Raw genomic sequence first — 25,143 nt, 5'->3', positions numbered from 1 at the left:
GGAGTATGATTGGAGAGCGTACGGCGCGGCCGCCGGGATACGTCCCGGACAACGGCACGCCGTACGTTCCCCGGACATTGCACTCCTGACCCACGACGCGGAGCGGCCCATGGTACAACCCTCCTTGGTGGAAGTCACGGTCGCCCGCCTGGGGATCGACAGCGGGACCAATGCGTACGTGGTGGTGCTGCGCGAACGTGATGGAGACCGCATCCTTCCCATCTGGATCGGCCGTCCGGAGGCCGAGTCCATCGTGATGCAGATGAATCACGTGACGCACGAGCGGCCGCTCACGCACGATCTCTGCAAGGTGCTCATCACCGGCATGGGCGGCACGCTGCGGCGGGTGAACATCACCCACGTACGGGCCAGCACCTACTATGCGGCGCTGCAGGTGGAAGGGCCGCGGGGGATCGTGGAATTCGATGCCCGCCCCTCCGACAGCATCGCCATCGCCCTGCGGCTGTCGGCGCCGATCTTCGCGGACGAATCGCTGCTCAGCGAATTCGACGAGGATGACGACGACGACGGTGCGTCCGAAGACCCATCGGGGAGTTCATCCGGCACGCCGCCCTGGGCCAGATCCCGCGAATCGTCCGAACTCGCGGCCGACGAACTCAAAGCCTATCTCGAACGACTGCGTCCCGAAGACTTCGGTAAGTTTCAGCCGTGAAGCACCTGCCGTGAACGCCCCTGTGTCCGATTCTCCCTCCCCGATGCGTACCCTTCGTTTCGTTCTTGCTTTCCTCGCTGCCGTGTTGTCGCTGCCGATCGTCGAGGCGCACGCGCAGACCGCGTCTGCGCCCGCCCCGGCGGCTGCTTCGGCGGCGCGCACGGTGGAAGGCCGGGTGCGGCGTCCCATGGAGCGCGGAGGCGATACCACCGGCATGGGACCGGTGCCGGGGGTGTGGGTGACGTTGCATCGGGTGGGCAAGGACACGGCCGGTCCGGTCGACTCGGTACGCAGTGATGCCGCGGGGCGCTACACGATGCGCTATACCACGTTCGGTGCTGCCGACGCGGTGTATTTCGCTTCGAGCACCTGGCATGGCATCGCGTATTTCACGGCGCCGCTCCGGGCCGTCGATGCCCGCGGTGACGATGCCGAGATCACGGTGTTCGATACCACGTCGCGCACGTTCCCGCTGAGCGTGAAGGGACGCCATCTGATCGTGAGCCGCCCAGACAGCACCGACCGGCGCACGGTGGTGGAGGTGTTCGAACTGTCGAACGACAGTCTCCTGGCGCTCGTCTCGGTGGATACGACGGTGTTGCGTCCCACCTGGTCGGTGAGCATTCCGGCCACCGCGCTCGACGTGCGCGTGAACGGCGAAGAGATCTCCCCCAACGCCTTCGTGGCGTCGAATGGACGGGCGTCCATCTACTCGCCGATCGCACCGGGCATCAAACAGGTGGCGTTCACCTACAAACTGCCCAACAGCAGTTTCCCGCTCGCGCTCACCAGTGAAGCCGGTGCGGTGGTTTTTGAGGTGCTGCTGGAGGAACCGCAGGGAACGGTGAGTGGACAGGGATTCACGGCGGTCGATCCCGTGTCGCTGGAAGGACGTAACTTCCGGCGGTTCCTCGCGCAGGATGTGAAGCCGGACACCCGTATCGTGATCGAGTTGCCGTCCACCGGCACCCCGGGACGCAATCTCTACATCGCGGCACTGCTGGCGGCGATCGGATTTCTGATGTTGCTGGTGCTCTCGCGCTCCATGCAGCGGGCGGCGAACAAGCGCGTCGGGGCGCCGGTGGTACCGACGCTGCGTCCACAGGAACCGGCGGTCCCGCTGGCGGATCGCCTGGCGCAGGAGATCTCGGCGCTCGATGCCACGTATGCGCGACAGCAGAACCCTTCGGAAAGTGTGCAGCAGGCCTACGCGGCCCGCCGCACCGAACTGCGCGCCGCACTCGGCGAAGCCCTGGGGCGACCCGTCGACGATCGATGACGTCCAACCCGCGGCCGGTGCGCTTCATGCCCGCACGTAGGCAGGTGGTGCTCACCGCCGCCTTGTGTCTGAGCGTCGTCGCGGGAGCGTGTGGAGCACCGTCGGCCGATCGGGCGGATGGCGACCGTGCCGGAAGCGATTCCGGTCAGGTGTCGGCGAATGCGCCGATCGCGCCGGCGGACACCGACGATTTTGGCGTTCCGTTGCCCATCGACGCGCGTCATGCGCAGCGGGTGGTGTCGCTCAATCCGGCAGCCACCGAGATCATCTTCGCCATCGGGGCCGACAGTCTGCTCGTGGGCCGCTCCCGCTGGGATGAATTTCCGAAGGGCGTCGAGCGCATCATGCCGGTGGGCGACGGCATCCGTCCGAGCATCGAAACGGTGCTGTCGGTACGGCCGACGCTGGTGATCCTGTATGCCACGGGTGACAATCGGTCCGCCGCCGAAGCACTCACCCGCGCCGGCGTGCGTGTGGTGGCATTGCGGGCCGATCGCATCGCGGGCTTTTACGCGCTCACTCGTCGCCTTGGCACGGCCCTGGGCGCCGAGGCGCGGGCCCGGGTGGTGGTGGACAGTGTGCGAGGCACGCTGGAACGCGTGCGCGCGCTCACCGCACCGCTGACGACGCATCCGACCGTGGTGTGGCCGGTCTGGGAGTCGCCGCCGATGGTCATCGGCGGTGGCAGTTACATGGACGAACTGCTCACGATCGCCGGCGCGCGCAATGTCTTCCACGACGACTCCACCTCGTCGCCCTCGGTGAGCATCGAGGAGATCGTGCGGCGCGCCCCGGAGTTCATCGTCACGAGCGCCGATCGGGTGTCCGTGCTGCAGCAGGCGCCGACGTGGCGCGTACTGCCGGCGGTGCGGGACGGCCATTTTCTGCGCATCGACAATGTGCTGACGGGACGACCGTCGGTGATGCTGGGCATGGCCGCGGTGCATCTCGCGCGACTGATGCACCCTTCGCTCGCCGATTCACTCACCGATTCACTGCGCTGAGCGGTGACGCGCCGCGTGTGGGTCTGGAGCGCCGGCATTGCGGCGCTCGTCGTGGTCATGGTGCTCGGCGTCATGGTGGGTGCCATTCCGCTCTCGGTGCACGATGTCGTGGCGGCGATCCAGGGGCAGGGGCATCCCTCCACCGTGGCCATCGTGCGCGACCTCCGATTGCCGCGGGTGCTGCTGGCCGGACTGGTGGGTGTCGGTCTTTCAATGAGCGGCGGCGCCCTGCAGGGCACCCTGCGCAATCCACTCGCGGAACCGTATCTGCTGGGCGTCTCGGGTGGGGCGGCCGTGGGCGCGGTGCTGGCCATGGCGATGGGCATCAGCGCACCGCTGCTGGTCACCGCGTCGGCGTTTGCCGGTGCGGCGCTGGCCACCGTGCTCGTGGCCGCTCTGGCCCGTATCGTCGGCGGCAGTGGGGACACCCGCTTGCTGCTCATGTCCGGCGTGGTGGTGGGCGCTTTTGCCAATGCCGCGATTCTGGTGGCGCTGGCCGGGGCGCCGCCAGAACGATTGCGTGGCGCGCTATGGTGGATGATGGGGTCCGCCGCCGATGCCTCGTGGGGGGCCGTGGGACGCAGTGCCGTGGCCATCGGGGCATTGGGCGCAGTGCTGCTGTGGCGTGCCCGCGAACTCGATGTACTGGCGCTGGGTACCGAACCGGCGGCGGCACTGGGGGTGGACGTGGACCGCGCGGCGCGACGCACGTTCCTGGTGGCCTCGTGGCTGGCGGCGGCCACCGTCGCGGCAGCCGGTCTCATCGGATTCATCGGGCTGGTCGTGCCGAACCTCGCGCGTGCCCTGGGCGCAAGACAGCATCGCCCCATGCTGCTGCTCTCGGCGCTGTATGGCGCGGTGTTGCTGATCGGCGCCGACATCGCCGCGCGTACCCTGCGTGCTCCCGTCGAACTGCCCCTCGGAGCGCTGACCGCGCTGATCGGGGTGCCGTTCTTTCTGCTGCGACTGCGCAAGGTGGTGACGTGAGCGCCGCACTCCGGGCCGGCACCGTGTCTTCGGCGGCGTCCCCGCATCACGCATCGACGTTGACCTTTCGTGAGGTCGGGGTGCGGTATGCCGGTCGCCCCGATCGTGCCCTCGACGGCGTCTCGTTGCACGCGAAGCCGTCGAACATCACCGCGGTGGTCGGCCCCAATGGCAGCGGCAAGAGCACCCTCGTACGGGCGCTCCTGCGCCGCGTGCCGCTGGAATCGGGCAGCATTCATCTCGACGATCTCGACGTCGCGCGTCTCGACAGCATGGCGCTGGCCCGGCGGGTGGCGGTCGTGCCGCAGCGGGAGGAGCCTGTCATGCCACTTGAAGTGCGGGAGTTCGTGGGACTGGGCCGGTTCCCGCACCGCGGCGCGTTCGGTGCCCTCTCCGCGGCCGATCATGAGGCGGTGGAGCAGGCCATGACCCGGGCCGGTATCGACGACTGCGCGGGACGTCGCACCGACACGCTCTCCGGCGGTGAGTGGCAGCGGGCGCGTATTGCGCGCGCGCTGGCGCAGGACACCGATGTGCTGGTCCTCGACGAACCCACCACGTTTCTCGATATCGCGCACGAAATGGCGGTCTTCGAACTCGTGGACACACTGGCGCGCGAAGGACGCACCGTGCTTCTCGTCAGCCATCAACTCAATCTCGTGGCCCGGTTCGCGGCGCACATCGTGCTGCTCGACCGCGGTCGCGTGGCCGCCGCAGGCCACGTGGAAGAGGTGATGCGTGGCGAAGTGCTCGAGCGGGTGTACGAATGGCCGCTCGTGGTGACACGCGACCCGGCGGTCGGTGCGCCCGCGCTGCTGCCGCTCCGGGGCCGGGGTCGGTAGGGCAGGCGGGGAGCACCGCACCATCACAGGACCAACTCATGACCACGCTGGCCACCGACGCGATCGTATTGCACGTCGCCGACTATCTCGAGTCCAGCCGCATCCTGCGCCTGGTCACACGGGACGCCGGCGTGCAGTCGGTGCTCGCGCGTGGCGCCCGGTCGTCGCGCAAACGGTTCGGGGCTGCGGTCGATCTCTTCGCGGAAGGGCAGGCCCAGCTCCAGCTCAAGCCTGGGCGTGACTTGCACACGCTGGTGAGTTTTGATGTCACGCGTGCGCATGCCGGATTGGCACTCGATCTCCGGCGTTTTGCGGCGGCCAGTGCCGTCGCCGAGGTCGTGTTGCGGCTGGTGCATGAGGAGGCGGCGCCTGCGGTGTACGAATGTCTGTCCGGCGCGTTCGATCGGCTGGCCGCGGCAGAGGGAGGGATGGCCGCGTCGACGGCGCTGGGGGCCCTCTGGCAGGTGGTCGCCGAGGTGGGATTCCGACCCACCCTCGATCAGTGCGCCGAATGCCATGTCGCGCTCGACCCCGGTCAGCCGGTGCGATTCCATCACCGGGCGGGTGGTGTCCTGTGTGATCGTTGTGCGAGGCACTACCCCGGCGGACGCTTGTTGCCCCCCGACGCACGGGACACCCTGCGTCACTGGCTGGACAATCAGGTGCCTCCCCTGGCGGACAATGCGGCCCGTGCACATCAGCGATTGTTGCGGGAGTTCCTGGCGCAATACCTTCCGGACAACCGGCCTTTGCGGGCCTTTCAGTCCTGGGAGGGCGACTTTGGTTGACATTTCACTTCAAGTGAGGCTCGTAAGTAATTGTTGTAATTGATGATGAATTGATTTTGTGACTATCGACGCTGTCCCGGGTCACATTGGGCTGGCAGGAATGTTGCTTGACGCATGCCGTTGTGCGTCCTAGGTTCATAGAGAGGTCCGACACGCGGGCCTTTCATGAACCCTCAACGGAGACTTCGACTCAAAACCTGATTCGTCGGTCGGAGAAGCAACATGAAACGTTTGTGGGGAGCACTGGGTCTGGTGCTCGCTCTCAGCGTGTTCATGCCACGAGTCGCGGCGGCCCAGCAGCAAGACCCCAAGGTACGCCGCAACGGAGCAACGCTCGGGCAGAACTACCCGAATCCGTTCAATCCGGAGACTCGCATTCCGTTCAGCGTGGGAGATGATGCGCCCACCTGTTCCAATACCTCACGGCAGTATCGCGTGACCCTCAAGATCTACAACGTGATTGCGGGGTACGTCGCGACACCTGTCTTACAGGGTGGATCCAACGGAGTGGCCGGTGGTCAACCGCTGGAAAATCTGTCCATCACATGCGGCCAGTACGTGGCCTACTGGGATGGCAAAGTCCAAGCAACCGGGCGGGAGGCCGCCTCAGGGATGTATCTCTATCGCCTTGAGGTGGATGGCGTGCCGCTGGTGGGAAAGATGGTCAACATGAAGTGAGCTCGGGCCTGCTCGAGCACCACGAGACCCGTTTGACATCGAAAGAAGGCGCGCTGGGTGAGCGGACCCGGCGCGCCTTCTTATTTTTTTGCCTGACACTTTGTATGCCATTGTATGCGGACACTGCAGGATTGTCCGACGTGTACCATTCATGCGGGCGTCCAATCACCGGCGCCTGCACATTTGGCATCTCACGCGTGGCATCCCCATTGCCTGCATCTCCAGCATGATCAATCCTGACCGTCTCACCGTGAAGAGCGCGGAAGCGCTCAACGAGGCCGTGGCCCTGGCTCGCAAGGCCGGTAACCCGCTCGTGTACGATCTGCATCTGCTGCTCGCATTGCTGGCGCAGGACGAAGGGATCGTCGTGCCGGTGTTGCAGCGTGTGGGTGTGAATGTCACCAGTCTGCGCGCCAGCGCCGAGCAGGAAGCCGGCCGCTACGCGAAACAGTCAGACGCACAGCCGAGCTTCAGCCGGGAGCTCACCCAGGTGGTCGATGCCGCCGAACGTGAGGCCAAGACACTCGGCGACGAATACGTCTCCACCGAACATCTCCTGGTCGCGCTTTCCGATGCCAAGGGCACCGACAGCACCCGATTGCTGACGGCCGCCGGTGCGCACCGGCAGGCGTTGCTGGACGCGCTCAAGCTCGTGCGCGGCGCACACAAGGTCACCGACCAGAGCCCCGAGCAGCAGTACCAGGCGCTGCAGAAGTTCACGCGGGACCTCACCGAATCGGCACGCAAGGGCAAACTCGATCCCGTGATCGGACGGGACGAGGAGATCCGTCGTGTCATCCAAGTGCTCTCGCGCCGCACCAAGAACAACCCCGTGCTCATCGGCGAACCCGGCGTGGGCAAGACCGCCATCGCCGAAGGCCTCGCGCAGCGCATCGTGAGCGGCGACGTGCCCGAGGGGCTGAAGAACAAGAAGCTCGTCTCCCTCGATCTCGGCGCGCTCATCGCCGGCGCCAAGTTCCGCGGGGAATTCGAAGAGCGCCTCAAATCCGTGCTCAAGGAGATCACGAGCGCCGAAGGGCTCTACATCGTCTTCATCGACGAACTGCACACGCTGGTCGGCGCCGGCAAGGCCGAAGGCAGCATGGACGCGGGCAACATGCTCAAGCCCATGCTGGCGCGTGGTGAACTGCGCGTGGTCGGCGCCACCACGCTCGACGAGTACCGGCTGCACGTGGAAAAGGACGCCGCCCTCGAGCGCCGCTTCCAGCCCGTGTTCGTGGGCGAACCCAGCGTGGAAAGCACCATCGCGATTCTGCGTGGCCTCAAGGAGCGGTACGAGGCGCATCATGGTGTGCGTATCACCGACGGTGCGGTGGTGGCCGCCGCGACGCTCTCCAATCGTTACATCGGCGACCGGTTCCTCCCCGACAAGGCCATCGATCTGATCGATGAAGCCGCGTCGCGTCTACGCATCGAGATCGACTCGGTGCCGCAGGAGATCGACGAGGTGGAGCGGCGCATCGTGCAACTCGAGATCGAAAAGGCGGCGCTGCAGAAGGAGAGCGATCCCGCCTCGCTCGAACGCCGACAGAATCTCGAGCGCGAACTGGCCGACAAGAAGGAGCAGGCGGCCGGCATGCGCGCGCAGTGGCAGCAGGAGAAGGACACGCTGGGTGCGGTGGGTCGCATCAAGCAGGAGATCGAGCAGGCGAAGATCGCCGCCGAGCAGGCGACGCGGAGCGGCGACCTCAATCGGGCCGCCGAGATCACGTACGGCACCGTGCCGCAACTCGAACGGCAGATGAAGGAGGCCGAGGCGCAGCTCGCCAGCAACGCCGGTCGTCCGCAGTTCCTCAAGGAGGAAGTGGGCGCCGACGATGTGGCCGAAGTGGTGGCGCGGTGGACGGGTATTCCGGTGACGCGCATGCTCGAATCGGAGCGTGAGCGTCTCACGAAGCTCGAAGACGTGCTGGCCACACGCGTCGTCGGTCAGCGGGAAGCCGTGCGGGCCGTCGCCAACGCGGTGCGTCGCTCGCGCGCGGGGCTGCAGGATCCCAACCGCCCCATCGGCTCGTTCATCTTCCTCGGGCCCACCGGCGTGGGCAAGACGGAAACGGCGCGCGCGCTGGCCGAGTTCCTGTTCGACGACGAACACGCGATGGTGCGGATCGACATGTCGGAGTACATGGAGAAACACGCCGTGGCGCGACTCATCGGCGCACCACCGGGATACGTGGGATACGAAGAAGGTGGACAGCTCACCGAAGCGGTGCGGCGTCGCCCGTACTCGGTGATCCTGTTCGACGAGATCGAGAAGGCGCATCCGGATGTGTTCAACATCCTGCTGCAACTGCTCGACGATGGCCGGCTCACCGATTCGCAGGGACGCACGGTCGACTTCCGCAATGCGGTGGTCATCATGACGTCCAATGTGGGCAGCCAGCTCATTCTCGAACGTGGGCAGGGCGGAGGCACATCGTGGGAGCATGTGGAGCAGGAGGTGTTGAGCGCGCTGCGCGGCGTGTTCAAGCCCGAGTTCCTGAACCGCATCGATGACGTGGTGGTGTTCCATCCGCTTGGACGCGGCGAACTCGATCACATCGTCGACCTCCAGCTCGCGCATCTGCGCAAGCTGCTCGCCGAACGCAAACTGTCGCTGCGTCTCACCGACGCCGCCCGGCAGTATCTCGCCGATGCGGGGTACGATCCGGTGTTCGGCGCACGTCCGCTCAAGCGGGCGGTGCAGCGACTGCTGCAGAATCCACTGGCGCTCGCCGTGCTCGAAGGCCGGTTCAAGGATGGGGATACCATCGTGGCCGATGTGCAGGATGGAGACGACGCGCTGGTCTTCTCACGGGTCGCCGGCGCCGACACGCAGTGAGCCCGCTCCGCATCGGACATCGAATGCCGGCGTCGACGCGGTGGCCGAAATGGTCGCCGTTGCGGTTGGCATTGCGGTTGCCGGTGCGGCCATCGGCGCTGGCACTGCTCCTCGCCGCAGCGTGTGGGGGCAGTGGACATGAGGACGGACCCGAGTCTCCTGGGGGGCCCGGCAGTGGTGCCACAGGTCCATCGGGGCCTGTGGCGCCGCTGCGTGTCGGCAGCATGCAGACCGATGCGTCGGCGTACATCGAATACACGCCGGGCGATGCGCCACTGGTGATCATCGCGCCGCACGGCGGTACCCTGCGGCCGGCCGAGCTTCCGGATCGCCGTTGCAGCGGCTGTGAGACGACGAACGATCTCGAGACACAGGCGCTGGCCCGGCTCATCGTCGAACGGTTTCACGCAGCGACCGGCGCGCGCCCGCATCTCGTGGTGAATCGTCTGCATCGCGTGAAGTTCGACGCCAACCGGGATATCGACGAGGCCACCGACGGCACCGCGGCGTTGCGTGCGCCGTGGACCTGGATGCATGCCGCCGTCGATTCGGCGGAGGCGATGATCGCGCGTCAGGGCACCCGCGGACTCGTCATCGATCTGCACGGGCACGCGCATGCGATCGCCCGTTTGGAACTGGGCTATCTCCTCGACGGAGCGGCGTTGCGCAATGCGGACAGTGTGCTGTCGTTCACGGGCGCGATGGAACGCACCAGCGTGGCGCGGCTCGCGCGTGAGACGCACAGTCTGTCCGACCGGGGTGTGCCCCTGCTGCGCGGTCCACGAAGCCTCGGGACATTGCTGACCGGAGAGGGATATGCGGCCGTGCCCTCGGTCGGCGATCGGGCTCCGGGACCGGGCGAGCCGTATTTCGATGGTGGCTACAACACACAGCGCCACGGGTCGTCAAACGGCGGTGCGATCGACGCCATCCAGATCGAGGCGCCCAATGCCGGTGTGCGGGACACGGACATGAATCGCGCGCGCTTTGCCGATGCGCTGGTGCGTGTCCTCCGGGTCTATCTCGCCACACACTACGGTTGGCAGTCGACACCGTGAGCACGACTCCGATTTCCGGCATCATCGCGCAGGCCATGCAGGCGGCGCTGCTCGAAGCGAAGCAGGCGGCCGCTTCCGGTGAGGTACCCGTGGGCGCGGTGGTGATGCGATCGGATACCGGAGACATTCTCGTGCGTACGCAGAATCGCATGCGCCGCGACGCGGATGCGACCGCACACGCCGAAGTGCTGGCATTGCGGGAAGCCGCGCGTGTGGTGGGTGACGCGCGACTCGGCGAGTGTACGCTGGTCGTGACGCTCGAACCCTGCGCCATGTGTGCGGGCGCCATCGTGCTGTCGCGTATCGGCGCCCTGGTGTTCGGTGCCTGGGACGACAAGGCCGGCATGTGCGGCAGCGTGGGCGATCTCGTGCGACACCCGCGGCTCAATCATCGCCCCGCCGTGCAGGGTGGCGTGCAGGCCGACGCCAGCCGCGCGTTGCTGCACCGGTTCTTCGAAGACCGGCGCTGACGTCGTGTGCCTGAGGTAGCGCCTCAGGTCGTGCGTCTGAAGCCGTGCGCCGGTCCACCCCTGAGGGGTGGACAGTGGAAGCCCATCGTGGTAAGAGAAGGGGCCCCGTTGTTCTCCCCACTCACCGCCCTGTCATGTCCCGCTCCCTGACCGTGCTCTCGGCGACGCTGGCCGCCGCCGTTCTGGTGTCTTCGGCCTGTGATCGTGCCGCCGGACCGCCTGCGCCCCCGCCGTCACCACCGTTCCAGACCATCTCACTGATCGGCGACACGCTGCGCACCTTGCCATTGTCGGCCGAAACGCGGGCGAAGTACGAGACGCAACTCGCCGAGGCGCGTGCGGCGTACGAACACACGCCCACCGATGTCGACTCGATCATCTGGTACGCCCGACGACTCGGATATCTCGGACAGCAGCGGGAGGCGATCGACATCTACACGCGCGGGATCGCGCTGTATCCCGACAATCCGTGGCTCTATCGTCACCGCGGACATCGCTACATCTCCGTGCGTGACTTCGATGCGGCCGTGGCCGATCTCGAAAAGGCCGCTGCGCTCGTGGCTGGCAAGCCCGATGAAGTCGAGCCCGATGGACAGCCCAACGCGCAGAACACGCCCATCGGCACACTGCATTCCAACATCGGCTACCATCTCGCTCTCGCGTACTATCTGCAGGGCAACTTCGACAAAGCCGCCGAAGTGGCGCAGCGTGAAGTGTCCGCCGCGAACAACGACGATCGTCGCGTGTCGATGAGTCACTGGCTCTACATGGCGCTGCGCAGGCAGGGCAAGGATTCCGCGGCCGCCGTGGTCATCGCGCCGATGTCGCGCGACATGAACATCATCGAGAACCACGCCTATCATCGGCTGATGCTGCTGTACAAGGGCATTCTGCCGCCCGACTCGGTGCTCACCGTCGGCCCGGGTGGCGAGCTCTCGGTGAGTGATGCCTCGGCGGCCTACGGGGTCGCCAACTGGCACTGGTACAACGGACGTCGTGCCGATGCGATCGCACTCTGGCGGCGGATCGTCGGGGCGGGGCAATGGGGCGCGTTCGGGTCGATCGCGTCGGAAGCCGAACTGGCGCGGGTGGGGAAGGACTCCGTGGCTGTGGGCGGTTCCGGGGTGTGAGCTGTGGGCGCGGTTTGGAGTTGTGGGTCTACGGTTTGGGGGTGAACCGCCGAGTGGCGGGTCGCGCGTCACGGGACTCGTGTCCGAAACCCTGCCGTTCATCCCCAAACCCACAACCAGGAAACCCATAGCCGCTTCTCCTAGTACCCCCGCTCCCGGTCCACCACCCACCGCGGCCACTCGCCCCGGCCCAGCGCCTCCGCGCACTCGAGGAAGCCCGCCACCGCGCCGGCCGTGGTGGTGAGGCCGGAGATGTGCGGCGACACGATCACGCGGGGATCGTCCCACAGCGGCGAACCGACCGGCAGCGGCTCCCGAACGAAGACATCGAGCGCGGCGGCCCGCAGCCAGCCGCGCTCGAGCGCTTCCGGCAGCGCCGCCTCCTCGACCACCGCTCCACGTCCCGCATTCAGCAACGCCGCGCCACGGCAGCGGGAGAGCACGTCGCGTGAAACGAGACCGCGCGTGTCCGGCGTATCCGGCAGGCTGCTGATGATCCAGTCCGCGTCACCGACCAGGGAGGGCAGGGCGTCGGTGGTGTGCACACGCGTGAATGCGGCGTGCGTGGATTGTCCCGAGCGGGACACGCCGATCACCTCGCAGCCCAGTGCACGCAGAGCCGTCGCGATGGCGCGGCCGATGTCGCCGGTGCCGAGCAGGAGCGCTCTGGTGCCGGCCACCTGGGCGATGTCGCGTGGCGCCCATTCGTGCGCCTGCTGGGCGCGCATCAGCGACGGCAGTTGCTGCTGGATCGCGAACACGCGGGCCACGGCCCATTCGGCGATCATCGGTCCGAACGATTCTGCCGACCGGGTGAGCAGGACAGCGGGATCGAGCGCGGGGTCATTGAGCCACGCGTCGACCCCAGCGCCCGTACTGTGCACCCAGCGCACATTGCCCATGGCCTGCGTGCTGCGGGGCGGCCGGAAGCCCACGAAGCACTCGGCCCATTCGAGGTCCGCGGCGGTGATCTGCGCCGGCGCCGCGTTGCGCACCTCGAGATCGGGCCGGGCCTGGCGGATGGACTCGGCGATGGCGACGTGATCCTGACCGCCAACCAGGATGCGGCGCGGCGCGAAGGGCAGTGTCAGTGGGTGCGGCATAGTGCGGGCGGGCGAGGGACGGAAAGCCGGAGAGAGGGTACTGAAAGAGTAGCGAATTACCGGCGATTTGCCGGCGATTTGCGGGGCGTCAGCCCGGGCGCGCGGCGGGCTACCACGGGTCGCTCAGGACTTGATCCCGCGGCTGCGTCCGGTTACCTATCACGGCTCCCGGAGCATGGCGTCGTCTGGCGGCCTTGGTGTGAGCCAAGCGCGGATGGAGCCCATTCCCGAGGACAGGTGGCCGAGTGGTTGAAGGCACCGGTCTCGAAAACCGGCATACCGGCAACGGTATCGTGAGTTCGAATCTCACCCTGTCCGCTTGCAAGTCTGGCTTCGCTCGCAGTTGCGAAGCACAGGATGTGCGGTTCCGAAGTGACCCGGATTGGAATCGTATTGCTATTCTAGGCCTTTGGTGCCATTGTTCATGTTCAAGCTGTACCTCTCACAATTCGGGAACGGTGCCCTCGGTGGGCGTGGTGGTGTGCGTGTTGTTCCCGTTCTGATTGTGGGGTGGATAGCGTCTCGGCATAGGCCCGGACTGGTTCCGTCTTCCCCGCGCTCGCCACGAGTGTCGGGGGTTTTTGTTTTCGGAACACCTCACCGACCAACAGAGATGTGGTGCAACGACGCCGTTCTGTGTCGTTGTGACCGGAGGTGTGCCCGCGATAGCCCAGGAGGGGTATCGATATGACCAGACTGATATGGGCGGCAAAGTCGCCACATGGCCTGCATATCATCGCGGTGCCCGGGAGACACACTGAGTACCAGACAGTGGCGGCCGCAAACTGGGCCGTGCAGACAGAGGAGCGGGCATCATGAATCTCCTGCAATGGGGCGGGACCGGACTGTACCTGTTGATCGCGGCAGTGGTCAGCGTGGTCTGGATCTACCGCAGGGGGCGTAGATGACCGATGACTCGATACCGCGCCATCGGTCACAGCGGAGTCGACGGATATCTCTTCTGGACAATGGTACGCATGCATGGGTTGTTGCACCGTACGTCATGACCAATCCCAACAAACCCCAGCAGCCCGAAACGGAGAAGCGCGAGCCTCTGGATTTTCCGGGCTATCAGCCAGCGGACGAAGATCCCGTTGGTGAAGAATCGAAGCCGGAGCCGGGACCGAGCACCGCTGATGAAATCGTCGATCGTGAATCGGAAGACTCGTTTCCTGCTTCCGATCCACCTTCAACCACGCCGTTGACCGCCGGCGAGCCCGACAAGAATCCCGAACCGAAAGTGATTCCCGACCAGCACTGAGAATAGGCGGGGCGCGGGTTTCGCGAGCTCTGACAAGCCTTGACGAGCACTGAAATAAACTGAATGGATTGGTCAGCTGTGCTGTCCTGGATAGGCGGAGCGTCGCGTTGCATGCTCCAGTCCATCCGGACCTGGAGAATGTGGCGGTCGAATTTCCGCCCGACTATGCGTGAATCCCCCAAAACTCGGGAAAACACTTTCGCCGTCCAAACAGCCCGGTTATGATGACCGGTACTGGCGGGGAAGCGTTTTCGGGTCGATTGCCACTCTACCCGACACTACTTTCCACCCGGTGCAGGTAGAGGCGCGCCACCGTGGCAGGACTGCGGCGGCGCGTCGTGTTTCACGAGAGGTGTGGAAGTTGGATGGGTGGCCGAGTGGTTTAAGGCGCACGCCTGGAAAGCGTGTTGGCGTTAACGCGTCTCGGGGGTTCGAATCCCCCCCCATCCGTTGAGCGGGCAACGACTTTACACGGTCGTTGCCCGTTTTGCATTGTGAGCGGACGAAACGCCGTGCAGGACCAATCAACGACAGAGAGCGTGATGACGAAGACCATCGGAATCGAAACGTTTCTGGAGGTCGATATCAGAGTCGGGACCATTGTCGCGGTGGAGGCCTTTCCCGAAGCACGCAAACCGGCCTGGAAACTGACCATCGATCTGGGACCCGACATCGGGATGAAGCGGTCCAGCGCGCAGATCGTCGATCTGTACACCCCGGACGCACTGCTGGGACGCCAGGTGGCCTGCGTGGTGAATCTCCCACCGCGCCGGATCGGTCCATTCGAATCGGAAGTGCTGACACTGGGTTTCCCGGATGCAGACGGACGCGTGGTACTGGCCATGCCGGCGCAACCGGTGCCGAATGGAGCACGGCTCTTCTGAGTGGATGATTGAATTCAATCCCCACCCAAGCACCACCCACAAATACCCCTTTCGGGAAATGGTGCACACCCCGCGTCGGGTGTCGATTCCTCTCTGTGCGACGCTGCACATCACGCGGGTTCACCCCCTCACTTCGCGCTCAGCCGACAGGGGACTCCGCCAAAGGAGCGCCGATGCCAAGAGGACGCACCCTTTCCCATCGTCAGGTCTTGCGGGAGCAGGCGTTGCCGGTCGTACGATCGTTTCTGACGTCGCACGAACGTGCCGCCACCTACCGCGTGCAACTGCGGACCACCCGGTCCGGCGATTCCATCAGACTTTCCTTCCTGCCGACCACATGGCCGGAGGGAGCCTCGGCCGAAGGAACGCTGGTGATCGATGTCGCACCGGATACACTGGCTTTCCGGGCCCAGTTCACCGGGGCACCCAGCAATCTGCCGCATGCCTATTTCCTGCCACCGATCGCCCGTAGCGAGGTGGAACCGGATACCATCCTCGACCGGCTCCGGTATTTCGTGGAGGATGGCATCGGGTACTTCGGACTCGATGGATCGGGGAGCAACAGCACCCTCCTGCCGCCTGAACTGTCTCCACTGACGGGACAGCATTGACGAATCGCGGGACTCATCGGTCGGCCGCCCGGTTCCTCGGACGAAGCCCCGATGTATGTTGGTGAATGCGATGCTGGTTCCTGCGCCTCTGGCGCCGCTCGATCGGGTTGTGGGAGCACATCCCCGTCTGGCTCGATCGGAGTGGTGTGGACGAGCAGGCCATGTTGCTGCTCTTTGCCGCCGTTGGTGGAGCCCTCTCGGCCAGCGGCGTGATTGCATTCTACTGGAGCATCGATCTCGCCTACACGGCGTTTTTCCACTGGCCCGAGCGCGCGCTCGCGAAACTGCCGTGGATCTTCTATCGGCCCCTGGCCACGGCGGCCGCACTCGCCGCCGCGGCGTGGTTGTGGCAACGGGTGGGACGGGGATCCGATGGCATCACGGTGCCCGATGTGCAGGTGGCGGTGGTGCACCGTGGCGGACGGGTGTCCATGCGCGGCGCACTCGCCCGGACGGCAGCGAGTGCCATCACGATCGGCGGTGGCGGATCAGCGGGTTCCGAAGGCCCCGTTGCGGTGCTCGGAGCGGCGGCCGGATCGACATTGGGGCGGGTGTTTCGTTTCTCGCCCGACCGGGTGCGCGTGCTCGTCGGCGCCGGTGCCGCCGCTGGTATCAGTGCCGCCTTCAATGCTCCGCTGGCGGGGGCGTTCTTCGCGCTGGAAGAAATTCTTGGCGCCTTTCGTGGCGGACATTTTGCGCCGGTGGTCGTGGCCAGTGTCACGGGCGCGGTGATGTCACGCGCGGTCTTCGGCAATCACCCCGCGTTCGAATTGCCGAAGACCTACAACTACGATCACGCGCTCGAAGTGTTGTGGGCGTTTCCGTTGCTGGGGCTGCTCTGTGGTGTGATGTCCGTGGCGTTCGTACGCACGCACTTCTGGATGGCCGAACGCCTGCGCCCCGCGCTCGCGCGTCTCGGTACGCTGATGCCATGGGTGGCCGGCGCCGTGGTCGGAGCCATGGTGCTGCTGTCGAATGGGCTGCTGGTTGGTGTGGGCCATCTGGCGATTCCGCTGCCGACCTTTGCGCAGATGGCATGGCCCGCTTTGCTGGCACTGGCGGTCGGCAAGATCGTCGCGACCTCGCTCACGCTGCAGCTTGGTGGATCGGGTGGACTCTTCACGCCATCGCTGTACATCGGCGCTGCCGTGGGCAGTGCGTTCGCGGTACTGCTGCACCAACTGCTGCCGGGTTTCACATCGGCCCCCGAGGCCTACGCCCTGGTGGCCATGGGGGCGGTGGTGGCCGCCACCACGGCTGCACCCATCACCGCCACGCTTCTCGTTTTTGAAATCACCGGCGACTACGCCATCGTACCACCGCTCATGATCGCGGTGGCCATCAGTCAGTTGATGCTGCGGCGCCTGAGTCCCGACGATCTCTACAGCGGATGGCTGCGCCGCCGCGGTGAACATCTTTCACGCGGCAGCGATCACGCGGCGCTCGAGCGCCTCACGGTGCGTCAGGCGTTTGCCAGCGAGAGCCCGCTGCTGCCGGCCACGGCCACCGTGCCCCAGATCCTCGAACTCTTCGCATCGAAGTCGCCCGCCCTCGTGCCCGTCGTGGACGAGGAACAACGTCTCCTCGGTGTGCTGACGTCGGCGGAACTGGGAGCCATGGCGCGCACGCCTCCCTCGCTCGATGCGATTCTGCTGGCCGCCGACGTGGCAGTGCCCAGCGAACACGTGCTTCCCTCGGAATCACTGCAGGTCGCGGTTCGACGCATGGGCGTGCGTGGACATTCCGCGCTGCCCGTCGTCGACGAAGTTTCCGGTCGCGTGCTCGGCATCATCGACCGTGGGCACATCCTCGAGGTCTATGAACGTGCCGTCACCTCGCCGGACGGAACCGACTGACGTTCCGATCGAAGTCCCGATCGACGCTCCCAACGCTGTGCGATCTGCGGCAGATGTTCCTCGATCCAGTCGGCCAGGGCGCGCACATGCTCCGCGGCTTCTTCACCCAGGGGCGTCAACGAATATTCCACGTGCGGAGGCACCACGTCGAAGGCCTCACGGTGCACGATCCCGTCCTGCTCCAGTGCCTGCAACGTCTGCGCCAACATGCGTTCACTCACGCCGCCGATCTGCCGCCGGAGGGCGCTGAACCGGAGCGTTCCGCCCTGCAGCGCGATGAGCACGAGCACCCCCCAGCGACTGGTGAGGTGCATCAGCACCGCCCGCGACGGACAGTCGGCTGCCAGCAGATCGCCCCGCGCGATCTTCTCCGAGAGGGTCCCCGACGTTTCCATCGCGGCTGCAACGTTCATGACACTTACCTTTGTGTGTGTACTTACGAAAAGTTTGTGAATTGACAATCTATCCCGTTCACCGTCTGCACAGGAGTGGGGGATGTCCATCGGAATTACCGCGGCCACGGGGCAACTGGGCCGCCTGGTCGTCGAAAAGCTGGTCGCGAAGGACCTGGGCTCGCAGCTCGTGGCCATCGTGCGCAATCCGGAAAAGGCCGGAGGGCTGGGTGTTGCCGTGCGTCAGGCCAACTACACCGACCCGGCGGCACTGGACGCCGCGCTGCAGGGGATCGACACGCTGCTGCTCATCTCGTCCAGCGAGATCGGCCAGCGCGCCGCGCAACACCACAACGTGATCGAGTCCGCCAAGCGGGCCCGCGTGCGACACATCGTCTACACCAGCCTGCTGCACGCCGATCGTTCACCCATCGATCTCGCCGAGGAGCATCGGCAGACCGAGCGGGAGCTGCAGGATGCGGGCATCCCCGCCACCATTCTCCGCAACGGCTGGTACACCGAGAACTACACGAACTCCATCGGTGGGGCGCTTGCCGGTGGGGCGTTCATCGGCAGCGCAGGGCAGGGGCTGCTGGCGCTGGCCACGCGCGCAGACTATGCCGAAGCGGCTGCCACGGTGCTCGCCGGTGCCGGTCATATCGGACGGGTGTACGAACTGGCCGGTGATACGGCGGTCACGCTCGCCGATCTTGCCGCCGAGATCTCGAAGCAGACGGGTCGGGATATTCCGTATCGCGATCTGCCTGCCGCGGAATATGCCCGCCTGCTCACGAGCTTCGGACTGCCTGAGGGGTTGGCGCAGACGATCGCCGGCTGGGATGTGGACGCGTCCAATGGCGCGCTCTTCGACGACAGCCGTCAACTCTCGGCGTTGATCGGCCGGCCCACCACGCCGCTTGCCGTGCCGGTGGCCGCAGCACTCGCCGCGGCGGCAACACGGTCCTGAACGGGAACGTAGCTTGAAGAATGACGTGGGCATCGCCTTCGTGCGGTGTCCACGCGGTGTCCACGGAAGATCCGGTCGATGTCCACGGGTCGTCGGACTCTCTCCGTTTCCGCTCATGTCTTCACGTACCATGCTCGGCATATCCCATCCCTTCGTTGCACTCACCGGTGCGACGGTCCTTTTCGCGGCCGCGGTTTCCGGTGTACAGGCGCAGACGGCTGCCCGCACCACCGCGCGTGCGGGAGACGTACCCGCCGCCATGGCGCAGATTCGTCAGGCCGATCTCAAGCGCGACCTCTACGCGATGGCCAGTGATGCCATGCGCGGCCGCGAAGCCGGAACGCCCGACGAGATGCGGGCGTCGATATGGGTGGCCGAGGAGATGCGCAGGATCGGTGTGAAGCCTGCCGGTGACGATGGCAGTTACTTCCAGTGGTTCGACATGACGCGCACCCGTGTGTCCACGGTATCGAGTTTTGCGGTGCTGGGCACCGACAGTCTGCGCGTCTGGCGCGACTTCATCCCGCTGGGCAACACGGGGCTCGATGTCGAAGGTCCGGTGTTGTGGGTGAACAATGCCGCCGACAGCACCATCGATGTACAGGGACGCGTGGTGGCGGTGCGGGTGCTCACGCCCGACCGTGCGGCCATTCGCACGACGGTCAACAGCGAAGACGTGCGGTACGCCAATGCCGCGCTCATCGCGACCCAGCAGCGGTTTGCCAGACGGGGAGCGCTGGCGGTGATCCTCGTGGCCGATTCCATCACCGATGCCGCGTTCGATGATCTGGCGGTTCTTCGCGCCCGGGGTACGTACGATGTGGACCGCGCCGCGCCGCGTTTTGCCGGTCAGCCCGAGCGCCTGCCGCCTCTGCCAGCGGTCCGACGCATCACCACTGCGGTCAATGGCACGCCGCCGGCGTTTCTGGTGCGGGCGTCGCGCCTCGCCGCGCTACGGGCGGAGCCGACGAGCAGTTGGCAGGTCCGCCTCGAACGGTTCGAAACACCGTCGGTGAACATCGTGGGCGTCGTTCGCGGCACCGATCCCACGCTGCGCAACGAATACGTGCTCTACAGCTCCCATCAGGATCACGATGGGGTGCGTTACGCGATCAATGGCGACTCGGTGTGGGCGGGCGCCGACGACAACGCATCGGTGAGCGTGGCGCTGCTCGCAGCGGCGCGGGCGTTCGTGAAGCAGCCCGGCAAGCGCTCCATCCTGTTCGTGTTTCATGGCGCCGAGGAGCGGGGGCTGCTCGGATCGCGCTACCATGCAGCGCATCCCGTCGTGCCGCGGGAACGGATCGTGGCCGTACTCAACGGCGATATGATCGGACGCAATCACCCCGACTCGGCGAGTCTGCTCGGCATCCAGCCACCGCATCGCAACTCCACCGATCTCGTGAACATGGCCCTGCGTGCCAATGCGCTGACCGGCAAGTTCGTACTCGATTCGCTGTGGGATCGCCCCACGCATCCGGAAGGCTGGTACTTCCGCAGCGATCATGTGCCCTATGCACGCCTGAACATTCCGGCGGTCATGTACAGCACCAACCTGCACCCCGACTATCACACACCGCGCGACAAACCCGAACGCATCGACTACGCCAAGCTCACGCGGATGACGAAGTGGATGTACCTCACCGGATGGTTCGTGGCGAACGCACCCAAGCGCCCGGCGATCGATGCGGGGTTCAGGCTGGAACGATAGGTGGACGGGGGGCCGCGACCTGGGCCCCGTGGGCGGCCGCCGGCATGAAAAACGCCGTCGATGCGGACTGTCCGCATCGACGGCGTTCCTTCAGCCGATCCCGGGTGACGTCAGGCTTTGCGATCGATGCACACGCCCGCACCGCTGATGGGCGTGTTCGTTTCCGCCAGCGGCAACGGCAGCGTCACATCGGTGCCGTAGTTGCCGCCCTTGTGCCACGCGCCCGTTGGGAACACGGTCTCCGCCGAACGGCTGTACTGGCGGATCAGGCGGCGCAGATCACCGGTGCGGGTACCACGCCCGAAGAGCGTGAACGCCCGTTCGCGGAACAACTGATCGACACGGGCTGCCTCGGTGCCCGCGTCGGCGAGCGGTGCGAGGCCGGTGTAGGTTGCCCGCAGCGCGTTGAGCGTGGCCAGTGATCCGGCCGTGTTGTTCACGCGGAGTTGCGCTTCGGCTTCGATCAGTCGGGCTTCCGGGCCCGAGACGATGGCGACCGAACTCTCGCGGGCGGGCCAGAGGCGTTGCACATAGTACGGCGCCGTGAGGTCGTCCCTGGTGGCCTTGGTCACGCCGATGGCGCGGCAGGTGGCATCGCCACCCGAACAGACCGGGATGCGCGGATCGTTGGCGGCGGCGAAGTCCATCCCGTTGCGTCCCTCGCCGGTGCTCACGCTGTAGCGTCCGTTGAGGTTGTTGAAGTTCCAGTACTGATTGCTGTTGGTGTTCAACGAGTGATACATCTGGTACTGGAACGTCGTCGCCACGCCGTTCACCGCGGCGGCTGCATCCGCGGGCCGGTTGAGGTTGAGCAGGATACGTCCCCTGGTGACCTGCAGTGCACTGCGGACGCGGATATCGTCGGCCGTGGTGCCGCGAATCAGCGAGAGTCCCGAATCCGCATGAGCGAGCGCCCGTGTGTAGGCCTCCGTGTTGGTCATCGGCGTGCCGTACTGCTCCTGACCGTCGATCACCGTGCTGAAGTTGAGGCCACTGCAGTAATGCTCCGACGCGAGGTTCTCCACGTAGGCTTCCACGAAGTACATCTCGGCCAGCTGCCAGCCGGGAGCCGCCGTGTTGTATCGGCGCAGCAGGTCCACCGAGAGCTCGGCCGACAGGCGCGCGCGATGCAGCGCGCGGTTGGCGTCGGTGAGGAAGCTGTTCTGCGGCGTGATGACGCGCTGGTCGATCTCCTGACGCGCGATGAAGGAGTCGCCGTTGTTCCATTCATCGGCGAAGAGGCCGCCGAGCAGCAGCAGACTTTCCCCGCCGCTGGTGGCGACGTTGAGGCGCGCGATCGCACCCATGCGCACCGCGTTGGCGCCCGCGGCGCTCGTGACATCACTCGGGTTGATGATATCCGGATCGGTGACTTCGAGAAACTCGGTGGGGGAACAGGAGGTCAGCAGTGCGGTGGCGAGGGCCGTGCACGATGCGACGGATCGGAAACGATTGGGCATCATGGTGGGTTTCCTCAGAAGCCGAAGGTCAGGCGAAACGCGAAATACGTGGGCGGGCCGAACGCCTGGAACTCCGACGGGGCATCGCCGGTCGTACCGAACGCTTCGGGGTCCACGCCGGTGTACTTCGTCCACAGGACGCCCAGGTTGCGCACCGAGGCGGTGGCGGAGAGCGAGCGGCCGCGCAGCAAGCGGCCGCCGAGACGTTGCGGCACCTGATACGTCGCGGACAGTTCGCGGAAACGGATGAAATCCCCGTCCTCGAAGAAGCCGGCCACCGACCGGCTCGGATGTTCACGCACCATCACCGTGCGGGCCTGCTGCCACAGCGGAGCCGTGACGTCGGCCAGCGAGCGACAGTTGAGGCGACTGGCGCACCGGATGCGTTCCGTGTTGTTGTACACCTTCATGCCGCCCTTGTAGTCCACCATCGCGCTGAAGCGCAGGGCCTTGTTGAAGAGATCGATGCCGGTGGTGAGCGCCGATTCGGTGCGCGGCGTGGAGTAGCCGATGAACACCGACGTATCGGTGACGGTGATCTCGCTCAACGCGCTGTTGGCGTTGTATTCGATGATACCGTTGCCGTTCTTGTCCTCCCAGCCCGTGAGCTGACGCGACCACCAGCCGTACAGCGGGTATCCTTCGCGCTGCTGCTGCGTGGTGCCGATCGTGGGTTGTCCGCCCAGGCTGAGCAGCTTGTTGTCGTTGTGCGAGAGGTTGAGCGTCATGTCCAGGCCGAACGCCGATCGCTGGATCAGTTGCGCCGATACCAGCGCCTCGATGCCACGATTGCTGACTTCGCCCAGATTCTCGAGGCGCGAGGTGGCACCGGTACCAATGGACGGCGGAATGACTTTGTTCACCAGCGCGTCCCGTGAGAGCTTGCGATAGTACGTGAACTCGGTCGTGACGCGTCCCGTCCAGTACGTGCCGTCGAAGCCGATTTCGAGTTCGGTCGAGCGCTCGGGCTTGAGGTTGCGGTTGCCCAGCGTGGAGTACACGAGGGCGGGGGTGTCGCCGCTTTCCTGCCGGCCGGTGGTGGCTGAGTAGTACTGCACGGCATCGATGGTGCCGGGTTGCACGCCGGAGGCGCCGTACGCCGAACGCAGGCGGAACTGACTCACCCACGACCAGTCGGGGAAGAAGCCTTCGTCGGAGACGACCCAGGAACCCGAGAACTTGGGATAGAATACCGTCTTGAAGTCGGCACCGAACGCGCTGTTGCGATCGGACCGCACGGCCGCGGTGAGGAAGAACCGATCCCGGAAGCCGAGGTTCTGCTCGACGAACGCGCCCAGCGTGCGGCTCTCACTGGTCGTCTCATCGGCCTGCTGCGTCGCGCCGGCCGTCACGGTGGTCGCGCCCGGCGGCAGGACCAGACCCACGGCGCCGTTGCGGTTGAAGACGTTGCGATAGGTCTGAACGCCGACGGTGGTCTTCGATTCGATGTTGGTCGTGACGCGCTTGGTGGCCGTGCCCGCCGCGTCGAAGGTGTAGATGAAGAAGTTCGCGCGGTTGTCGCGCTTGTAGCCCTGCCGATCGGTGCCGATGTCGGGGCAATTCTGGAACCGGCACAGTTGCAGGTCGACCCGGTCGATGAAGTCGACGCCGAAATTCCCGCGCAGGGCCAGCCAGTTCGTCGGCCGGTAGTTCGTGCCGATGGAGCTGATCATGCGATTGATCGCCTGCTCCGACGTGGCCTGGTAGATGTCGCGCGGTGTGAACTGTCGCCAGCCGTACAACGTGTCACCGGCCGGATTGAGGTTGTACTTCATGCCCGGGCCGCCATAGGTGTTGGCGGCGATGCCGGCCGTGCCCGAGTCGTCGCTCATGGGCAGCCGGAGATTCTGGTTCGTGTATCCGGCGCTCACCGTCATGTCGGCCTTCTGCGACAGGGCGATGTTCAGGTTGGCGCGGGTCGTGATCTTGCGCAGGTGATTCGGGCTCTCCTGCTCGGGCAGCAGGACGAGACCGCGTGTCGCGAGATACCGCTTCTCGAATTCGGGAACCTTGGTGACCCCGTCCTCGTCTTCGATCTCGCCGTGCAGGAAGTAGCGCACCGTCTCGGTGCCGCCCTTGAGTTGCAGACCGTGCTGATACCGGTAGCCTGTGCCGTACGGCGTCGTCTCCGGATCATCGTTCAGGTTGAACGACGTGAGACTGTCGATGGCGCAGGCCCCCGACGCCTTCTGCGTGATGAGGCACTGCACAGTGTTTGCGGGCGTGGAGTTGGTGGTGGACGAGGTTCCGGTCCGCCAGGCCCGATAGGCCGTGGGATAGGTATTGCGGTCCTGGATGCCGGTCTGCTCGGTGTAGTACGTCCACTGCGGTCGCCCTGCCGTGCCGCGCTTGGTCTTGATGACGATCACGCCATTGGCCGCGTCCGTGCCGTACAGCGTCGACGCCGACGGACCGCGCACGACCTCCATGGATTCGATCTCCTCGGGGTTCAGATCGCCCACGCGGCTCGGGGTGGTGCCACCCACACTCAGTGTCGAGGAGCCCGTGGTGCCCTCCACACGAATGCCATCGATCACGTAGATGGGGTTGTTGGTCAGTGCCATCGAACTCGTTCCGCGGATGCGCACGCGCACGCCGGCACCGGTCTGCGTGCCGGGAATCACCATCACCCCCGCGGCGCGTGAGGTGAGCAGATCGGCCACGTTGGCCACCGCACGCGTCTGTACCAGTTCGGCGGCGTTCACCTGCGCGATGGCATTGCCGACCTCGATACGCCGTTGCTCACCGGTGGCCGTCGTGACCACGGGATTGAGCGTGGCGGGCACGGCCCGCAATGTCAGATTGACGGTGGCCGATTGGCTGGCCACGATGGTGGCCGACGCCCGCGCTTCGGAAAAGCCGATCCGGATCGCGCGCACCGTCTGCAGGCCCGTGGGCACGGCCCGCAGCGTGTATTGCCCGTCCTGATTGGTGAGGGCGCCGATCGTCGTGCCGACGATCGTCACCTGCACGCCGGCAATACCCTGGCTGTTGCTCGCATCGGTGATTCTGCCGGTCACCGTGCCACCGGTCTGCGCGCTGACTGGAGGTGCAAATCCGGCCAGCAGCACGAGCGCCATGCGGGTCAGACGTCGGATGAACATGCGGGACCTCTCGGTTCGGGGCGTGGGAGGGCGTTGCGTCCGC

21 protein-coding genes and 2 tRNA genes are annotated in these 25,143 nt (G+C 65.8%); 19 read left to right on the top strand and 4 right to left on the bottom strand.

Translation table 11 applies throughout. The features are described 5' to 3' along the window. Positions 1-109 precede the first annotated feature (109 nt). From WG208_RS08055 to WG208_RS08005, 11 genes are all read left to right on the top strand, one after another. The gene (locus tag WG208_RS08055; RefSeq protein WP_337170820.1) at positions 110-673 is read left to right on the top strand and encodes a bifunctional nuclease family protein; all 564 of its coding nucleotides are present in this window, start codon (positions 110-112) and stop codon (positions 671-673) included. A gap of 43 nt (positions 674-716) precedes the next feature. Further along, on the top strand, positions 717-1,952 hold the full coding sequence (locus WG208_RS08050) for a hypothetical protein (protein WP_337170819.1): 1,236 nt from the start codon (positions 717-719) through the stop codon (positions 1,950-1,952). 26 nt (positions 1,953-1,978) lie between these two features. Then, on the top strand, positions 1,979-2,956 hold the full coding sequence (locus tag WG208_RS08045) for a helical backbone metal receptor (protein ID WP_337170818.1): 978 nt from the start codon (positions 1,979-1,981) through the stop codon (positions 2,954-2,956). 3 nt (positions 2,957-2,959) lie between these two features. Further along, on the top strand, positions 2,960-3,943 hold the full coding sequence (locus WG208_RS08040) for an iron ABC transporter permease (RefSeq protein WP_337170817.1): 984 nt from the start codon (positions 2,960-2,962) through the stop codon (positions 3,941-3,943). Beyond that, positions 3,940-4,785: an ABC transporter ATP-binding protein gene (locus WG208_RS08035; RefSeq protein WP_337170816.1), complete on the top strand. Its 846-nt coding sequence runs from the start codon at positions 3,940-3,942 to the stop codon at positions 4,783-4,785. Before WG208_RS08040 ends, WG208_RS08035 begins: the two co-directional genes overlap by 4 nt. 38 nt (positions 4,786-4,823) lie before the next feature. Continuing rightward, positions 4,824-5,573: a DNA repair protein RecO gene (gene recO, locus WG208_RS08030; protein WP_337170815.1), complete on the top strand. Its 750-nt coding sequence runs from the start codon at positions 4,824-4,826 to the stop codon at positions 5,571-5,573. A gap of 222 nt (positions 5,574-5,795) precedes the next feature. After that, on the top strand, positions 5,796-6,251 hold the full coding sequence (locus WG208_RS08025; protein WP_337170814.1) for a hypothetical protein: 456 nt from the start codon (positions 5,796-5,798) through the stop codon (positions 6,249-6,251). Between the two features lie 226 nt (positions 6,252-6,477). Then, positions 6,478-9,093: an ATP-dependent chaperone ClpB gene (gene clpB / locus WG208_RS08020; RefSeq protein WP_337170813.1), complete on the top strand. Its 2,616-nt coding sequence runs from the start codon at positions 6,478-6,480 to the stop codon at positions 9,091-9,093. Positions 9,094-9,116: 23 nt separating this feature from the next. Continuing rightward, complete coding sequence (locus WG208_RS08015) at positions 9,117-10,151, top strand: hypothetical protein (protein ID WP_337170812.1); 1,035 nt, start codon at positions 9,117-9,119, stop codon at positions 10,149-10,151. Between the two features lie 35 nt (positions 10,152-10,186). Continuing rightward, positions 10,187-10,621, top strand: a complete 435-nt coding sequence (locus WG208_RS08010) for a nucleoside deaminase (RefSeq protein WP_345786974.1) — start codon at positions 10,187-10,189, stop codon at positions 10,619-10,621. Positions 10,622-10,755: 134 nt separating this feature from the next. Further along, a complete protein-coding gene (locus WG208_RS08005) occupies positions 10,756-11,751 on the top strand; it encodes a hypothetical protein (protein ID WP_337170810.1) in 996 nt (331 codons plus the stop codon). A 140-nt stretch (positions 11,752-11,891) separates the two neighbouring features. On the opposite strand, the gene WG208_RS08000 is transcribed toward WG208_RS08005, so the two are convergent. Further along, positions 11,892-12,854: a D-2-hydroxyacid dehydrogenase gene (locus WG208_RS08000; RefSeq protein ID WP_337170809.1), complete on the bottom strand. Its 963-nt coding sequence runs from the start codon at positions 12,852-12,854 to the stop codon at positions 11,892-11,894. Positions 12,855-13,085: 231 nt separating this feature from the next. Here WG208_RS08000 and WG208_RS07995 point away from each other — a divergent pair. From WG208_RS07995 to WG208_RS07970, 6 genes are all read left to right on the top strand, one after another. Beyond that, positions 13,086-13,172 (top strand) — tRNA-Ser (locus WG208_RS07995). A gap of 685 nt (positions 13,173-13,857) precedes the next feature. Continuing rightward, a complete protein-coding gene (locus WG208_RS07990; protein ID WP_337170808.1) occupies positions 13,858-14,115 on the top strand; it encodes a hypothetical protein in 258 nt (85 codons plus the stop codon). A 363-nt stretch (positions 14,116-14,478) separates the two neighbouring features. Further along, a tRNA-Ser gene (locus WG208_RS07985) sits at positions 14,479-14,565 on the top strand. 92 nt (positions 14,566-14,657) lie between these two features. Continuing rightward, positions 14,658-14,999 carry a tRNA-binding protein gene (locus tag WG208_RS07980; RefSeq protein ID WP_337170807.1) on the top strand — a complete coding sequence of 114 codons (342 nt, stop codon included), beginning with the start codon at positions 14,658-14,660 and terminating at the stop codon, positions 14,997-14,999. A gap of 173 nt (positions 15,000-15,172) precedes the next feature. Next, on the top strand, positions 15,173-15,610 hold the full coding sequence (locus WG208_RS07975) for a hypothetical protein (protein WP_337170806.1): 438 nt from the start codon (positions 15,173-15,175) through the stop codon (positions 15,608-15,610). Between the two features lie 65 nt (positions 15,611-15,675). Next, entirely contained in the window at positions 15,676-17,466 is a 1,791-nt protein-coding gene (locus tag WG208_RS07970; protein WP_337170805.1) for a chloride channel protein, read from the top strand. Here WG208_RS07970 and WG208_RS07965 read toward each other — a convergent pair. Next, positions 17,427-17,879, bottom strand: coding sequence for a helix-turn-helix domain-containing protein (locus WG208_RS07965; RefSeq protein WP_337170804.1), 453 nt, complete (start codon positions 17,877-17,879; stop codon positions 17,427-17,429). The two genes, WG208_RS07970 and WG208_RS07965, sit on opposite strands and share 40 nt — an antisense overlap. Positions 17,880-17,961: 82 nt before the next feature. Between WG208_RS07965 and WG208_RS07960 the strand changes: the two genes are divergently transcribed. Next, a complete protein-coding gene (locus WG208_RS07960; RefSeq protein ID WP_337170803.1) occupies positions 17,962-18,825 on the top strand; it encodes an SDR family oxidoreductase in 864 nt (287 codons plus the stop codon). A 115-nt stretch (positions 18,826-18,940) separates the two neighbouring features. Next, complete coding sequence (locus WG208_RS07955; protein ID WP_337170802.1) at positions 18,941-20,536, top strand: M28 family peptidase; 1,596 nt, start codon at positions 18,941-18,943, stop codon at positions 20,534-20,536. A 110-nt stretch (positions 20,537-20,646) separates the two neighbouring features. Here WG208_RS07955 and WG208_RS07950 read toward each other — a convergent pair whose 3' ends face one another. Then, a complete protein-coding gene (locus WG208_RS07950) occupies positions 20,647-21,999 on the bottom strand; it encodes a RagB/SusD family nutrient uptake outer membrane protein (RefSeq protein ID WP_337170801.1) in 1,353 nt (450 codons plus the stop codon). Between the two features lie 11 nt (positions 22,000-22,010). Continuing rightward, positions 22,011-25,100, bottom strand: a complete 3,090-nt coding sequence (locus tag WG208_RS07945; protein WP_337170800.1) for a SusC/RagA family TonB-linked outer membrane protein — start codon at positions 25,098-25,100, stop codon at positions 22,011-22,013. Positions 25,101-25,143: the final 43 nt, after the last annotated feature.

Origin of the sequence: Gemmatimonas aurantiaca (assembly GCF_037190085.1) — a bacterium.
Taxonomy (GTDB): Bacteria; Gemmatimonadota; Gemmatimonadetes; order Gemmatimonadales; family Gemmatimonadaceae; genus Gemmatimonas; species Gemmatimonas aurantiaca_A.
Note: the sequence above shows the minus strand (reverse complement) of the source record. Positions and strands in the feature narration are given on the sequence as shown.